Origin of the sequence: Pseudomonas sp. P129 (assembly GCF_020312195.1) — a bacterium.
Lineage (GTDB): Bacteria > Pseudomonadota > Gammaproteobacteria > Pseudomonadales > Pseudomonadaceae > Aquipseudomonas > Aquipseudomonas fragariae.
This window is the reverse complement of the sequence record NZ_JAGPYS010000001.1, coordinates 859,031-874,810: the sequence shown is the minus strand read 5'-3', so window position 1 is coordinate 874,810 and position 15,780 is coordinate 859,031. Positions and strand designations below refer to the sequence as shown.

Genomic DNA, 15,780 nt, shown 5'->3' with positions numbered 1-15,780 from the left:
CTTATCATCCCGGCGCTGCAATATTGACTTAATTCATCCACATTCGTCGTCGCCTGGAGTAACACCATGATATTCAACACAAAAGACTTCGGAGCACTTGGCGACGGCGTCACTGACGATACGGCAGCCATTCAGGCCGCGATCGACGCAGCCGCTGCTGCAGGCGGCGGTGAAGTGGTGATGGGGGCCGGAACGTACGTCGTGTCCGGTGGCGAGGAGCCTTCGGATGGCTGCCTGATGCTCAAGAGCAACGTCACCCTGTCGGGTGCAGGCATGGGCGAGACGATCATCAAGCTCGCGGATGGCTCGGACACTAAAGTGACCGGCATCGTGCGCTCGGCCTATGGCGAAGAAACCCACGACTTCGGCATGAAGAACCTGACGCTGGACGGTAACCGCGACGCCACCACCGGCAAGGTGGACGGCTGGTTCAACGGTTACATTCCAGGCTCTGACGGCAAGGACTCGAACGTCACCCTCGACAGCGTCGAGATCAAGGATTGCTCGGGCTACGGCTTCGACCCGCACGAGCAGACCGTCAACATGGTGATCAAGAACAGCGTGTCGCATGGCAACGGCCTGGACGGCTTCGTGGCCGATTACCTGAGCGACAGCGTGTTTGAAAACAACGTCGCCTATGACAACGATCGCCACGGCTTCAACGTGGTCACCAGCACCCACGACTTCACCCTGAGCAACAACGTTGCCTATGGCAATGGCAGCACCGGCATCGTGGTGCAGCGCGGCAGCGAGAACATCCCCTCGCCCGCCAACATCACCATCACCGGCGGCGCGGTATATGGCAACGCCGCAGAAGGCGTACTGATCAAGCTGTCCAGCCAGGTTTCGGTCAGCGGCGTGGACATCCACGACAACGGCAACGCCGGCGTGCGCATTTACGGCAGTTCCGGGGTGGATATCTTCGATAACACCCTGAGCAACAACGCGCTGGGTTCAGCGGTTCCGGAAATCATCATTCAGTCCTACGACGACACCACAGGCGTGTCCGGCAAGTTCTTCAGCGGCAGCGACAACCTGATCCGTGGCAACACGATCACCGGCAGTGACAACTCCACCTACGGCGTCGCCGAGCGCAACGAAGACGGCACCGACCGCAACAGCATCGTCGGCAACACCATCAGCCACACCAGCAAGGGGCTGACCCTGGTGTATGGCGATGGCAGCTTTGCCGGTGATGCGTTCCCGCTGGTGACCGTCAATGGCACCGAGGGCAACGACGTCATCACCGGTGGCGCGGCCCACGAGCAGATCTTCGGCCTGGCGGGCAAGGACACCTTGAACGGCGGTTCGGGTGACGACATCCTGGTCGGCGGTGCCGGGGCCGACAAGCTCACCGGCGGCGCGGGAGCCGACACCTTTCGCTTCGATCAGTTGACCGACAGCTACCGGACGGCGACCACCAGTTCCACCGATCTGGTCACCGACTTCGACATCAGCCAGGACCGCATCGACCTGACCAATCTGGGCTTCACCGGGCTGGGCAGCGGCAAGGGCGGTACGCTGAACATCAGCTACAACGCCACACTGGACCGCACCTACGTCAAATCACTCGACGCCGATGCCAGCGGCAACCGCTTCGAGCTAGGCCTGAGCGGCAACCTGAAAGACACGCTCAATGCCAGCCACTTCATCTTCCAGCATGTCGTGGAAGGCACGGCGGGCGGCGATACCCTCACCGGCACCGACGGCAATGACGTGCTCAACGGCAATGCCGGTACGGACCGCATCGACGGCGGCGCGGGCGCCGACACGATCACTGGGGGAGCCGATGCCGACACCCTGACCGGCGGCGCAGGCGCGGACCTGTTCATCTACAACTCGCGCCTGGACAGCTATCGCAATTACACCGCCAGCGGCACCAAGCAAAGCGACACGATCACCGACTTCAACCCGGCCGAAGACCGCATCGACCTGTCCAGCATCGGCCTGCGCGGCATAGGCGATGGCAGCGCCAACACCATTTACCTGTCGGTCAATGCCGACGGCAGCAAGACCTACATCAAGACCGATGCAGTCGACAGCACAGGCAATCGCTTCGAGATTGCCTTGCAAGGCAACCTGGCCGACAAACTCAGTGCGTCCAACTTCATCTTCTCTACCGCCTCAGCCGCCAATCAGGCACCAGTGCTCAATACGCCGCTGATGGACCAGAACGTTACCGAGCTGAAGGCGTTCTCCTACGCCGTGCAGCCCGGCAGCTTCAGCGACCCGGACAGCGACACGCTGACCTACAGCGCGACCCTGGCCGATAACAGCGCCCTGCCCGAGTGGCTGAAGTTCGACAGCAAGACCCTGACCTTCAGCGGCACACCGGGCGGCACGGCATCCGGGCTTTACTCGGTATTGCTGACTGCGAGCGACGCCACCGGCGCTTCGGTGGCCGACAGTTTTGCCATCAATGTGGGCAACGTGACGCCGGGGATCCTCACCGGCACCGAGAACGCCGAGGCGCTGTACGGCACCGAAGGCAACGATACGATTCTGGGCCTGGGCGGTGACGACACGCTGCGTGGCGATACCGGCGCCGACATCATCAACGGTGGCGCAGGACGCGACGCCCTGTACGGTGGCGCCGATGCCGACACGTTCGTCTACAGCGCACTGACCGACAGCTACCGCGATTACGACGCTGGCGGCCTGACTGCCACCGACACGATCTATGACTTCACCCCCGGTCAGGACAAGATAGACGTCTCCGCACTGGGCTTTCTGGGGCTGGGCAACGGCGAAGACCACACGCTGTACATGACCCTCAACGAAACCGGCGACAAGACCTACATCAAGTCCGCCACGGCGGATGCCGACGGCAATCGCTTCGAGATCGCCCTGAGCGGCAACCTGATCGACACCCTCACCGACGCGGACTTCGTATTCGGCCAGCGTGAGGCGCAGGAGATTCTCTACCTGCCGACCCTGGGCCAGTCCAACGCGCGCCTGCTGCGCATGACTGAAGACGATAACCAGTCCGGCACCTCGGAAATGGTCAAGGACCTGACCCGCTACACCGATTACGACGTGCGCAGCCAGTTCACCGACGCCAACGGTGATGGCATCGACCTCGCCGTGGGGGGCAGCACCGTGGTCGGCTACTCGACCGGCACTCAGGATGAACAGCGTGTTTCCTGGTGGCTGGTCGACACCGATGAGCCGGGCCCTGCGCTGTTGCGCGCCACCGAGTTGCTCAAGTCGCAACTGGCGTCGCTGACCGCCATCGACAAAGTGACCACCGGGATCATCTGGGGTCAGGGCGAAGAAGCCGCTCAGGAAATCGCCCGCGCCACCGACAAGCAGGCGGCGGCCGAGCTGTACAAGGCCTCGACCCTGAAAGTGTTCGACTACCTGCACGCGCAGATCGGTGATTTCACCGTGTACATCGCCGAAACCGGGCACTACCAGACCGACGCGGCCAAGGCGCGTGGTTACACCGACGAAAAGATCAACGCCATTGTCGAAGGCGCCGGGTACGTCAGAAGCGTCCAGGAAGCCATTGCCACTGAGCGCGCCGACGTCAAGCTGGCGGTTGACTACACCGACCTGCCCCTGCGTTACGAGGTCAACCCGCTGGTTTACCCCGATGACGTCTGGCACTTGCATGAAGAGTCCGCCGAGATCGTCGGCCAGCGTCTGGCCGATTTCATCGCCGATGACCTGGGTTTTCAGGGCAACGCCGCTGACAACAACGACCCGGCGGCCATTTTCGAGAGTGGCCAGAACGAAGGTGGCCATATCTTCGGCACCAGTGACGACGACACGCTGGTCGGCAGTTCCGGCAATGACGTGCTGGACGGCGATCAGGGCGCGGACGACATGAGCGGCGGCGATGGCAACGATATCTACGTGGTCGACAACGCTTTCGATACCGTCACCGAAAGCAACGACTCGCCCTCGCAGGTGGACACCGTGGTGTCGTCTGTCAGCTGGACGCTGGGCGCCAACGTGGAAAACCTGGTGCTTACCGGCGTGTCTGCGATCAACGGCACCGGCAACGCCGTGAAAAACGTCATCATCGGCAATGCCAGCAACAACATTCTCGACGGCGCTGCAGGTGCCGACATGCTGACCGGCGGCGATGGATCGGACAGTTATTACGTCGACGATGCCGCCGACCGGGTGGTCGAGACCAATACCGATGCGCAGGTGGGCGGCGTCGATACAGTGTACAGCTCGCTGGCCAGCTACACGCTGGGGGCCAATCTGGAAAACATCGTCATCAACAGCAGCGGGGCCGCCAATGCCACCGGCAATGCCCTGGATAACCTGATTTACGCAGGCGCTGGCGACAACGTCATGGACGGCCGCGACGGCAATGACACCGTGTCGTATCTGTTCGCCACCGCCGGCGTCACCGTTGCGCTGAACACCAGCGCTCAGCAAGCCACTGGCGGCTCGGGTCTGGACACGCTGAAAGGCACTGAAAACCTGATCGGCAGCCAGTTTGCCGACACGCTGACCGGCAACAAGAACGCCAACACCCTGAGTGGCGGCGATGGCAATGACACCTTGTCCGGTGGCGCGGGCGACGACGTGCTGATCGGCGGATCAGGCGCGGATACGCTGATCGGTGGCACCGGCGCAGACCACTACGTGTTCAATGGCATCAGCGATACGGGCCTGGGCGGACTGCGCGACATCATCAATGGCTTCAAGACAGTCGAAGGCGACAAGCTGGACTTCTCCGGCTTCGATGCCCGGCCGCTGACCGATGGCCACGATGCCTTCGTGTTCATCGGCAACGCGGCGTTCAGCGCCAACAACAGCGGTGAGCTGCGTTTTGCCGACGGCGTGCTATACGGCAACATCGATGACAACGTCGGCGCGGACTTCGAAATCCAGCTCACAGGCGTGCAGACGCTGCAGGCCGCCGACATCATTGTCTGATCGTCGCAAAGCACATCACTCATAAACAGCCCTGGAAACAGGGCTGCACTCTCAGAATATCTGCGAAAGCGACCGGGGTAAGTGATACCCACCACAACCCCGGTCAATCACCAACGCGTTGCGCAAAAACGCGAAGCCTTTGTGCCCCCACCCACAAATTTGTCTTATCCATAAGAGCGCTCTACTCTCAGGCGGGCTGACAGCTGAGCCTGATTCGCAACTTTATGATGCTGCGATTGAATCGGGATGAGACGTCGAGACTCTTGCCTGCGCCAACCTGCACACGCCGGGTGCGCGGTGCCTCCGGCCCGTTGATGAACACCACCGAACATTTGGCGTCTACTTCACCGTAGTTGTTGACGGTGATTGACCCGGTATCGTGATAGACGTCGTGGGCAACATAATCGATCTTCACGTCCTGGTACTGTTTTTCCACCTCGATGGGGTACGCCAGGGCCGTCACCGGCAACATGACCAGCAGCGCACAACACAGTCGATTCATTCGGCAATCTCCGAGTCGGGATTGTCAGAGTAGAACAACAAGCCCGTATTTAAAGAGGAATTACAGCATGAAAGCGCCCCGCGTGACTCTCGACCAGTGGCGCACATTGCAGGCCGTGGTCGATCACGGTGGTTTTGCTCAGGCCGCCGAAGCGTTGCATCGCTCGCAATCATCGGTGAGTTACACCGTGGCGCGCATGCAGGAACAGCTCGGCGTGCCGTTATTGCGTATCGACGGGCGCAAGGCGGTGCTGACCGAAGCCGGTGGCGTACTGCTGCGCCGTTCGCGGCAGCTGGTCAAGCAGGCCAGCCAACTGGAAGACCTCGCGCACCATATGGAACAGGGCTGGGAAGCGGAAGTGCGCCTGGTGATCGACGCGGCGTACCCTTCGGCACGTCTGGTCAAGGCGCTGACCGCGTTCATGCCGCAGAGCCGCGGCTGCCGGGTGCGACTGCGTGAAGAAGTGCTCTCCGGCGTTGAGGAGGTCTTGCTCGAAGGCGTGGCGGACCTGGCCATCAGCGGCTACAGCATTGCCGGGCATCTGGGCACCGAGATGAGCTCGGTCGAGTTCGTCGCCGTCGCGCACCCGGACCACGCCCTGCATCAGGCCAATCGCGAACTGACCTTTCAGGACCTGGAAAGCCAGTTGCAGGTGGTCATCCGTGACTCCGGCAGGCAGCAACCCAGGGACTTCGGCTGGCTGGGCGCGGAACAGCGCTGGACCGTCGGCAGCCTCGGCACCGCCGCGACCTTCGTCAGCAACGGCCTGGGCTTCGCCTGGCTGCCACGGCACATGATCGAGCGCGAACTGCGCGAAGGCTTGCTCAAGCCCCTGCGCCTGGACAAGGGCGGTAGCCGTAACCCGACCTTCTATCTTTACTCCAGCAAGGACCGGCCGCTGGGCCCGGCCACGCAGATCCTGATCGACCTGATCCGCAGCTTTGACACGACACCGCTCACCGCTGCACTCGGCACGCCGCAAAACGCCTGACCGGAGCAGGCACGTGGCGCTCTTCGCTCAGTCAGGGCTGCCTGCTGCACTTCAATCACACGCGGCTGGAATTCATCGCCAGCAACGCAGTCTGAAAATCCTGTGCGGTCCATGGACGTGCAGCCTGATCGCCTGAAGTGCTGCAAACCCGCCAATACGCTGGGCAAAAAAAGCCAAACGTGGTTACCTTGCCGGTCACAGTCGATATCTCTTAATGAAGGACGTGTTGCCACATGCTGAAAAAAATCGCTCTCGCCGCCTGCTCCGTGCTGTTCGCCGCCAACCTGATGGCTGCCCCGGATAAAGCCACGCACGTGGTACTCGACACCAGTTTCGGCCAGATTGAAATCGAACTCGCAGACACCAAGGCGCCGGTCAGCACCCAGAACTTTCTGGGTTATGTCGACAGCGGCTTCTACACCAACACCATCTTTCACCGGGTGATTCCGGGCTTCATGGTGCAAGGCGGTGGCTTCACCCCGCAGATGGTTCAGAAGCAGACCAAGGATCCGATCAAGAACGAAGCCCAGAACGGTTTGCATAACGTCCGCGGCACCATTGCCATGGCGCGTACCTCGGACGTGAACTCGGCCACCAGTCAATTCTTCATCAACACCAACGACAATGCCATGCTCGACAACGGCGCACGCGACTTCGGTTACGCAGTGTTCGGCAAAGTCGTCAAGGGCATGGACGTCGTCGACAACATCGTCAACGCCCGCACCACTACTCAGAAAGGCATGCAAAACGTGCCAGTCGACCCGATCCTGATCAAGTCCGCCAAACGCGTCAACTGATCGGGAAACCTGCACCGCATGAAGCCTTGGGCTTCGTGCGGTCCGGACGGGAGAGCCTCCACTTATCAAGGAGAACCCACGTCGCGTGGGTGTGATAGCCAATGCTTTATCGTCGTTTCGAAAAACTGATCGATATCTTCAAAGACGCTCCTACCGCTGCCCCGCCCAATACCGTCTTCGCGTTCTACCTCTACTACCTGCGTCAGGTATGGCCGACGTTCACCGCGCTGCTGGTGGTCGGGCTGATCGGTGCGCTGATCGAAGTGTCGCTGTTCAGCTACCTGAGCCGCATCATCGACCTGGCGCAAACCACGCCGCCGGAGAATTTCTTCAGTATTCACGGTTCCGAGCTGATCTGGATGGTGGTGGTGGCCCTGCTGCTGCGGCCGATTTTCGTCGGCCTGCATGACCTGCTGGTACACCAGACGATCAGCCCCGGCATGACCAACCTGATTCGCTGGCAGAACCACAGCCACGTGCTCAAACAGAGCGTCAATTTCTTCCAGAACGACTTCGCCGGGCGTATCGCCCAGCGCATCATGCAGACCGGCAACTCGTTGCGTGACTCGGCCGTGCAGACGGTGGATGCGCTGTGGCATGTGCTGATCTACGCGATCAGCGCGATGGTGCTGTTCGCCGAGGCCGACTGGCGCCTGATGATTCCGCTGGGCACCTGGATCGCGGCGTTCATCCTCTCGCTGATGTATTTCGTGCCGAGGGTCAAGCAGCGCTCGGTGGATTCGTCCGATGCGCGCTCCAGACTGATGGGCCGCATCGTCGACGGCTACACCAACATCACCACGCTCAAGCTGTTCGCCCACACCAACCACGAGCAGCAGTACGCGCGCGAAGCGATGCGCGACCACACCGAAAAGAGTCAGCTGGCTGGCCGCGTGGTCACCTCGATGGACACCACCATCACCACCATGAACGGCATACTGATCGTCACCACCACCGGTCTGGCCCTCTGGCTGTGGACCCAGTCCATTATCTCGGTGGGTGCGATCGCGCTGGCCACCGGTCTGGTCATCCGCATCGTCAACATGTCCGGCTGGATCATGTGGGTGGTCAACGGCATCTTCGAGAACATCGGCACCGTGCAGGACGGCCTGGAAAGTATTTCGCAGCCCGTCACGGTCAATGACAAACCCGGCGCCCTGCCGCTGAAGATCGAAAACGGCGGTGTCAGGTTCGACGGCGTGGATTTCCATTACGGCAATGGCAACGGGATCATTCACAACCTCAACCTGGACATCAAACCGGGTGAGAAGATCGGCCTGATCGGGCCTTCCGGCGCGGGCAAGTCGACGCTGGTGAACCTGCTGCTGCGCATGTACGACGTGCAAGGCGGGAGAATCCTCATCGACGGCCAGGACATTTCCGAAATCACCCAGGAAAGCCTGCGCGCGCAGATCGGCATGATTACCCAGGACACCTCGCTGCTGCACCGCTCGATTCGCGAGAACCTGCTGTATGGCAATCCGCACGCAACTGATGAACAGCTCTGGGAATCGATCCACAAGGCCCGCGCCGACGAGTTCATCCCGCTGCTGTCGGACTCCGAAGGTCGCACCGGCTTCGACGCCCATGTCGGTGAGCGCGGCGTCAAGCTGTCCGGCGGTCAACGCCAGCGCATCGCGATCACCCGCGTGCTGCTCAAGGACGCGCCGATCCTGATCATGGACGAAGCCACCTCGGCACTCGACTCGGAAGTCGAAGCAGCGATTCAGGAGAGCCTGGAGACGTTGATGCAGGGCAAGACCGTGATCGCCATCGCGCACCGCCTGTCAACGATCGCGCGCATGGATCGCCTGGTGGTTCTGGAGAAAGGCCAGATCGCCGAAACCGGCACGCACAGCGAACTGCTGGCGCATGGCGGGCTGTATGCGCGGTTATGGCAGCATCAGACGGGTGGGTTTGTAGGCGTGGATTGATATGGCGAGGCTGCCGGCCTCTTCGCGAGCAAGCTCGCTCCCACAAGATCTGCACACGCCATAAGATCTTCAGGGGCAGTGATCTCCCCGCTGCCCCGCCTGTCGGTCAGGTGTACACCGCACTTGTGGGAGCTTGCTCGCGAAGAGGCCCGTGCAGTCGCTGGATGTCTGCTGGATAGCTACTCACCTGTCGGTCAGGTGTACACAGAAGTTGTGTGAGCTTGCTCACGAAGGTGCCAGTGCAGTCGCTGGATGTCTTCTGGGTAGCTGCTCACCTGTCGGTCAGGTGTACACCGAACTTGTGGGAGCGAGCTTGCTCGCGAAGAGGCCAGTGCTGTCGCTGGATGTCTTCTGGGTAGCTACTCACCTGTCGGTCAGGTGTACACCGAACTTGTGGGAGCGAGCTTGCTCACGAAGGTGCCAGTGCAGTCGCTGGATGTCTTCTGGGTAGCTACTCACCTGTCGGTCAGGTGTACACCGCACTTGTGGGAGCGAGCTTGCTCGCGAAGAGGCCCGTGCAGTCGCTGGATGTCTTCTGGCCGGTTACTCCGCCTGCCGATACGGCAGCGCGCTGCGCGCTTCCTCGGCATAGGCCAGTACGCCGACTCGCTCCTGCTCCAGAAACTCGCTGACCGCGTCTTTCAGGCCTGGGTGCATCAGGTAATGCCACGAACGGGTGATCTGCGGTTCGAAGCCGCGGATCAGTTTGTGTTCGCCCTGCGCGCCGGCGTCGAAGCGTTGCAGGCCGTGGGCGATGGCATAGTCCATACCCTGATAGAAACAGGTTTCGAAATGCAGCCGGTCAAACTCGGCCAGGCAGCCCCAATAGCGCCCATAGAAACTGTCGTCACCAATCAGGCTGAAGGCCATCGCCACAGGCCGTGAGCCCTGCAGCGCGATGACCACACGGATAGACTCAGGCATACGTTCGGCCAACAGGCTGAAGAACTCACGCGTCAGGTAAGGCGCCTGCCCACGCACCTCGTAGGTATTGGAGTAGCACGCATAAACGAAGTCCCACAGGACTTCGCTCATCTGCGCGCCCTCGAGCCATTCAAACTCGATGCCCTGCCCCGCCACTTGTTCACGTTCCTTGCGCATCTGTTTGCGCTTGCGTGAACTCAATGCGTCAAGAAAGTCCTGAAAGTCCCGGTAACCCCGGTTATGCCAGTGAAACTGGCAACCGATGCGCTGCAACCAGCCCGGCTGGGTTTCAAGCAAGGCATCGGCCGCCGGATCGGTAAAGTTCACGTGTGCGCTCGACAGCCCCTCACGTTGCAGGTATGCCGGCAGCTCGCCGAGCAACTCGATGCCACCCTGAGGCGTCGCGGACAGAATCCGCGAACCGCCGACCGGGCTGAACGGCACGGCGATCAGCAGCTTGGGGTAATAGGCGATGCCGGCGCGACGGCAGGCGTCTGCCCAGGCGTGATCGAACACGTACTCGCCATACGAATGCCACTTTCGGTAGGCTGGCAATGCCGCCACCAACTGATCGTTTTCGTAGTGCAGCACATGTTCGGCACGCCAGCCCGATCGTGGCCCGAGACTGCCGCTGTCCTCCAGCGAGCTGAGAAACGCATGCCGCAGGAATGGCTGATTGCCAGGTACCAGCGCATCCCACTGGGCAGGCGCAACGGTGGCGAGGCTGTCGATTACGTGAACAGGCATGCAGGTTCCCCGATAGGCTGACAGGGTGAAGAATATCCCTTATTGAGGCGTCATGTTCACCGCCTCGGCAATCTGCCTGGAAAGAGTGATCGCGAAATCATTGAGCGCCTGCTCACGCTCACTGGAGATCAAGCCAATCTGCTCGAGGTACTGTTGATCGGATTGCCGGTTTGGCGGCAACTCATCCAGGAGGGTCAGACGCTCGCTGAAGGGCTTCTTTACCCGTTCGAAATCAGAGGCGTAACGAGTTTCCAGATAACTCATCCAGAATTCCCTGGCGACCAGCGACTCGAAAAATGCCCGCGTACTTTCACGCGTGATTATTTCGCTGTGCGCATCCTGCAAATCAGCGTCGGTCACCTTCGCGATATTGCTGAACAGCATGGTTTGGGGCTGACCGGGCAGCTCAAGCCGAGCTTGCAGGCCGATACGGTAGGCCAGGCGTACTTCAGCCTCATCTACCCTGTAGCCGTGCTGCTGGCGAAGAGCAATCTCGCGCAGTGCAATTTTTTCCACCTGATCCAGACGGTCCAGGCTCCGGCTCATCTTGAACAGCTCCAGTGGCTGCGCGGCGTGTGGGGTGGACGACATGATCGAGAACACCCGCACGCGTACTTCCATGTCGCCAAAGATCAATGCAAGTCCATCGCCACAGGTCTGAGGGTGGGCGGCAATATCGAATAACTGGAGACGCAACTCCGTACTTGCCGAGGCCGCGTCTATCATTGCCCAGACTCTTGCGGCCAGTGCTTCATGGTTACTTGAAAAATCAGCCGAGTACGTCAGGTCGCCCAGCATCTGAAAAAAGTCCGTAGAACCCGCGCAGGCTCGCAGATCCTGCCAAAGCCTGGTACGCACCGCCGCCTGCTCACTGCTCAGACCTGCAAGCCAGGCGGCACTGCCAGGTCCGGCTTCAAGTGGAGAACGGTTCTGGCTGACACCCAGCCGCGGCCGCGTCCTGCCCTCGAGAAACAGTCTGATGCTAGCCAGCGTTGGCGGAGTCAACGGGTTGCCACTCAAATGCAGGTGAAGGCGGGTGGAACTGAGCGAGCGCTCGATATTATCAAGCTCCTCGATCGATATTTCCGAGATGCGATTATCGCGCACATCCAGACGAATCAAGTCAGACCTGCGCCAATTCCACACTGGCAATGTTTCAATGCCTGTAGAACGCAAAAACAGCATACGTAACGAGTTGAGCGCTGTGAGACGTGCCTGCGATCCAAGCGAACAATAGTTGAGATCAAGAACCTCCAGTCGGCGCAGATTCAGCAAAATGGCGTTGCAGGCGGCTGTCCAGTTCAAGGGGTTATGGTTGAGCGACAGCTCTGTAAGCAGTGTCATTCTTCCTATCGACTCTGGCAGGGATTGCAGTTCATTGAAGCCCAGGCCCAACGACCGCAGGTTAGGGAAGTTGTTCAGCAATGCATCGACATGTGCAGGGGTAAGCTGCATGTTCCGCGCTTTCAACTCAGCCACATGGCCAAAGCTGGCGGTTATATCCGGTATTTGCTCTACTCGCAGGTTATCCAGATCAAGCGTGTAGCCTAAAAACTCCCCCTGAAGACTGATGCTGTGAACGCTGAGTCTTCTCCAGCAGCCATGAAGGCGCCTCGCCGCGACCTCCCTTGACCTGCGCTGCAACGAGGACGTCGCTTGCGCTATCCAGGCATCCAGAGTGTTTTGCAGGGTGCGTAATTCATCAGCAAGACCGCGCAGCCTTCGCTTGACGAACCGGGGCAGTTGCCTGGCCGACCCGGTGTGTTCGGCGCGCAACTCGTCAAGGAAGCTCGCCACCTGAGCATCGGAAAAGTCCGGGTATAAACTTTTCACGGCAAGCTCCGGCGAGTGGCTGGACGCGCCAATACCCAGGCGACGAAACAAGCCGCGCAACCGTCCACTCAAGGGATAGCCAATGCGGCCATGGGGCAGGCGTTGCGGCCATTTGATACCCGGCTTGATCGGCTGCAATTGCAGAACGGCAGCCATCCGCTCACGTCGCTGAACCGCCGTATTGCGCAACAGACTGCGCAGTTGCGGCTCATCCGCGCCAGCTGGTAACTGAATGTCGAGCCGTACCTGTTCGGGAAGCGCCTGCAACAACGCCCTGAAAAACTGCTGATCGACCTCGCCGAGCGGCTCACCTGACGGTTCGAAACACTGGATCCCCGCTTCGGTGCTGACCAGCAGCCGATGCATTGAGGCCTGATCGCTGTCGAGACTGGCGATTTCGTCGCCCTCCAGCGAGTCCTTCAACAGATCGATCGAAACCTCACCCCGCCAGCCTGGCAGGTACTGCAGCATGCCCAGCGCCGCAGCCTGCGTGTCCAGATTGTCGGTTACCGCCCGATAGAAGCCTTCGGTGGCGCGGTTTATCCGCAGTTGCTGCTGATACTCGCGGGCATGCTCGGCCAGCGCCAGAGGAATGCGTTTTTCCGTGGTCATTCGCGCTTTGTCTGCATCGCTGGCCATGCCGATAAGTTCGAGCGCCACGCTGCTCGGCAAGCTGCCGAAGTCGCGCTGTATCAGTTGCACATGCGGGTCGTCGCTGCGACCTTCGAGCAGTTGAACGTCATCCAGCAGGCGTCCCACATGCGTCTGAGCGTAACCGGCCAGATAGCGTTTGAAGCCGCGCAGTTGAACGACCTTGTCGGCACTGTTGCTCCCGCTCAAGCGAGTGACTTCATCGGCGGGCAGACTTTCCAGCAACTGGCCGAGCACTTGACTGAGGTGCCCGGTCGGCCCGGCGACATGGGACGACAGTGTCATCTGCGATCCCGCGTTCCAGGCTTCCAGCAGCGCCCCTTGCGCGTCGAGCAGTAACAGGCCGCGGGTCTCATGCCAGCGTGGTGACGACACCAGCAGTTTCAGCCACGGCTCAAGATGAGCAACATGAACCTGCGGCACATCATCGGCCTTCAGGGCTTCGATACAGACGTGCAACTGCCGTTCTGTTGCAACGCGCTGAATGGCGTCTTTCAGCAAGGCCGGAGGCCGGAGGTTTTCGACATGTATCTGACGCAGCAAGGCCTCGTTGGCGCCGGTAATGTGCAGGACTTTGTGAATGTCTTCTTCCGGCAGCGCATGACACGTCGGGTTCAGGCGCCTGAACGCCGTTACTTCGTCCCACCCCATGGGGTTTTCCCATTCATGGCGCCATGCGCCAGCACCGTTGTGCTTGAGCCTTGGCGCGTACGAACGCTCATTCACCGGATGCCTGACGCGCCATTGGCTGCCGTCTGCATCGGACTCGACGCAATACAGTTTGCCGTCCAGTGGCAGCCAGGTCTTGCCGTCGTGCTCATAAAGCCCAAGGGCGTTGCTGCTCAGGTTGTCGGGCAGGGAGACCGTATGGGCATAGGCATCGATGCTCGGCTTGCCGAGGCGCACCGCCCCATCGACACGCCTTTGCACCAGACTTTCGATGAACATCGAGGGTTGCAGCCCGTTCACCGCAGCCACGACGCCGCCTGCCACCAGCATCTGTGCAACGTTTTCGCCGATGTCGTAGACATGTTGCATGGCGTCTTCGACTTCATCGTGCGTCCAGTCTTCGTAAGCAACGAACGCTTCGCTGGCAAGCTGATAAAGGGCGACCACGGACATGATTTCACCCAGCACCGGCACAAAGAACCCGGCCACGTTGAGCAGGTTCATGCCGTTGTTTTCAAGGCTTTCGATCAGTGCATCGTGAGCCTGCTGGTCGACCTGTGCGGATGGCACCGCGATTACTTTTGAGTCGTCATAGGTTTTGGCCAGCAACTGCTCGTACAGCCGCTCGAACGGTGGCTTCGAGAATGGCTGTGCCTGCACGACCAGGTCGGCGTCGGGGTCCAGCGTGCGGTCCCCGGCGGGATACAGCCGCGCATCCAGTTTGGCAAAAAATGCCGGAGCCTGGCCGAGACTGACGAAACGACTGAAGTAGCGTCGGTAGTGCCTGCTGTCCAACGCCGTCACCAGCCAGGCGTTGAAGGCCCGCAGCGACGCAAACTGCTTGACCGGATGCGCAGGCTCGGCAGGCAGGTAGACCAGACAAGGACCGTCATCGGGCTTGGCGCCGTCCTGCTGTATCAATAAGGCACCCTGTAACAGCGAGCCTGAAAACGTGTAGGTATCGAGCATGTGCAACTGGCAATAGCGCACGCCCTTGCCATCCCAGCGTGGCTGGTCAACGGACTTCACCATGTCCAGCAGGGTCTGGTACGCCGCGTCAGTGATATCGCCTTTCATCATGGCGATATGCGCAAGCACCTCGACGGCGGCCCGCTCGCTGTCCATGAACGCGCTGGCAACCGCTTGCGCAGCCGGGCCTGGCGGCTTGAACACGCTGTCCAGGTGGGTCTGATACTGACGGCCCAGATCCAGTTCATGGCAAAAATCAGCGAACTGCTCAAGATCGATCGCCTGACGGTCCCGGTATTCGACCTTGTAGCGGCGTTCGGCGCTGTCGATCAGCCAGTAACGCAGGCCCCCTGTACGCAGGATTGCCGAGTAGGGATCGAAGCGGCTTCTGTTGCTCGGAGCGAAGTTCTGCAAGGCTGCCTGAAGCAAAGTCTGCTCGAGCGGAGCCGGGTTCCAGGTGCTGTCGTAGCGCCAGGTCATCAGTTGAAAGGCTTCAACGTCGAGGTCGAGCTGGAAACGTTCGACAAACGCTTTCGACAGCAAGGGGGCTGCAAATTGCTGCGCCGATAACAGGCGGGCGCGCACTGGCTCCAGCGCCTGCGCGTAACGCCGTGCGCTTTGCTGGCTGGCATGCAGTGTCTGGCGCAATACCGTGGGCGCACCCACATACCAGTCTGGCAAGTTGAGCCTGATGAATTCGCTGTTGACGTGCTCCGCTTCGAACGGGGCGCAATCCTGTGGTCGGGGCGTTACAGAGGCGTGTGCAACGGACGATTCTATGGTTTCAAAAGGGTTGTATCTGAAGGTGAACATGGTCGATACCGCTAATGGCTTTGTGAATAGCCAATACGATAAAGACCCAAC

The 15,780-nt window shown here is 60.5% G+C and carries 7 protein-coding genes; 4 read left to right on the top strand and 3 right to left on the bottom strand.

From position 1 onward, the window contains the following. Positions 1-66 precede the first annotated feature (66 nt). A complete protein-coding gene (locus KBY02_RS26350; protein WP_225649848.1) occupies positions 67-4,899 on the top strand; it encodes a M10 family metallopeptidase C-terminal domain-containing protein in 4,833 nt (1,610 codons plus the stop codon). A 187-nt stretch (positions 4,900-5,086) separates the two neighbouring features. Here the strand turns inward: KBY02_RS26350 and KBY02_RS03815 are convergent, their stop codons facing one another. Then, positions 5,087-5,401, bottom strand: a complete 315-nt coding sequence (locus tag KBY02_RS03815; protein ID WP_003314461.1) for a hypothetical protein — start codon at positions 5,399-5,401, stop codon at positions 5,087-5,089. A gap of 67 nt (positions 5,402-5,468) precedes the next feature. Between KBY02_RS03815 and KBY02_RS03810 the strand changes: the two genes are divergently transcribed. The 3 genes from KBY02_RS03810 to KBY02_RS03800 all read left to right on the top strand — a co-directional run bounded on the left by KBY02_RS03810 (position 5,469) and on the right by KBY02_RS03800 (position 9,123). Further along, positions 5,469-6,392, top strand: a complete 924-nt coding sequence (locus KBY02_RS03810; protein WP_003402385.1) for a LysR family transcriptional regulator — start codon at positions 5,469-5,471, stop codon at positions 6,390-6,392. Positions 6,393-6,625: 233 nt separating this feature from the next. Then, positions 6,626-7,189, top strand: a complete 564-nt coding sequence (locus KBY02_RS03805) for a peptidylprolyl isomerase A (RefSeq protein WP_011268675.1) — start codon at positions 6,626-6,628, stop codon at positions 7,187-7,189. 101 nt (positions 7,190-7,290) lie between these two features. After that, positions 7,291-9,123 carry an ABC transporter ATP-binding protein gene (locus KBY02_RS03800; RefSeq protein ID WP_011268676.1) on the top strand — a complete coding sequence of 611 codons (1,833 nt, stop codon included), beginning with the start codon at positions 7,291-7,293 and terminating at the stop codon, positions 9,121-9,123. 543 nt (positions 9,124-9,666) lie between these two features. Here the strand turns inward: KBY02_RS03800 and KBY02_RS03795 are convergent. Next, entirely contained in the window at positions 9,667-10,794 is a 1,128-nt protein-coding gene (locus tag KBY02_RS03795; RefSeq protein ID WP_011268677.1) for a GNAT family N-acetyltransferase, read from the bottom strand. A gap of 39 nt (positions 10,795-10,833) precedes the next feature. Further along, complete coding sequence (locus KBY02_RS03790; RefSeq protein ID WP_225649843.1) at positions 10,834-15,729, bottom strand: NEL-type E3 ubiquitin ligase domain-containing protein; 4,896 nt, start codon at positions 15,727-15,729, stop codon at positions 10,834-10,836. Positions 15,730-15,780: the final 51 nt, after the last annotated feature.

Coding starts and splice junctions, on each gene's coding strand:
- KBY02_RS26350 (WP_225649848.1), top strand. CDS start 67: ATGATATTCAACACAAAAGACTTCGGAGCACTTGGCGACGGCGTCACT.
- KBY02_RS03815 (WP_003314461.1), bottom strand. CDS start 5,401: ATGAATCGACTGTGTTGTGCGCTGCTGGTCATGTTGCCGGTGACGGCC.
- KBY02_RS03810 (WP_003402385.1), top strand. CDS start 5,469: ATGAAAGCGCCCCGCGTGACTCTCGACCAGTGGCGCACATTGCAGGCC.
- KBY02_RS03805 (WP_011268675.1), top strand. CDS start 6,626: ATGCTGAAAAAAATCGCTCTCGCCGCCTGCTCCGTGCTGTTCGCCGCC.
- KBY02_RS03800 (WP_011268676.1), top strand. CDS start 7,291: ATGCTTTATCGTCGTTTCGAAAAACTGATCGATATCTTCAAAGACGCT.
- KBY02_RS03795 (WP_011268677.1), bottom strand. CDS start 10,794: ATGCCTGTTCACGTAATCGACAGCCTCGCCACCGTTGCGCCTGCCCAG.
- KBY02_RS03790 (WP_225649843.1), bottom strand. CDS start 15,729: ATGTTCACCTTCAGATACAACCCTTTTGAAACCATAGAATCGTCCGTT.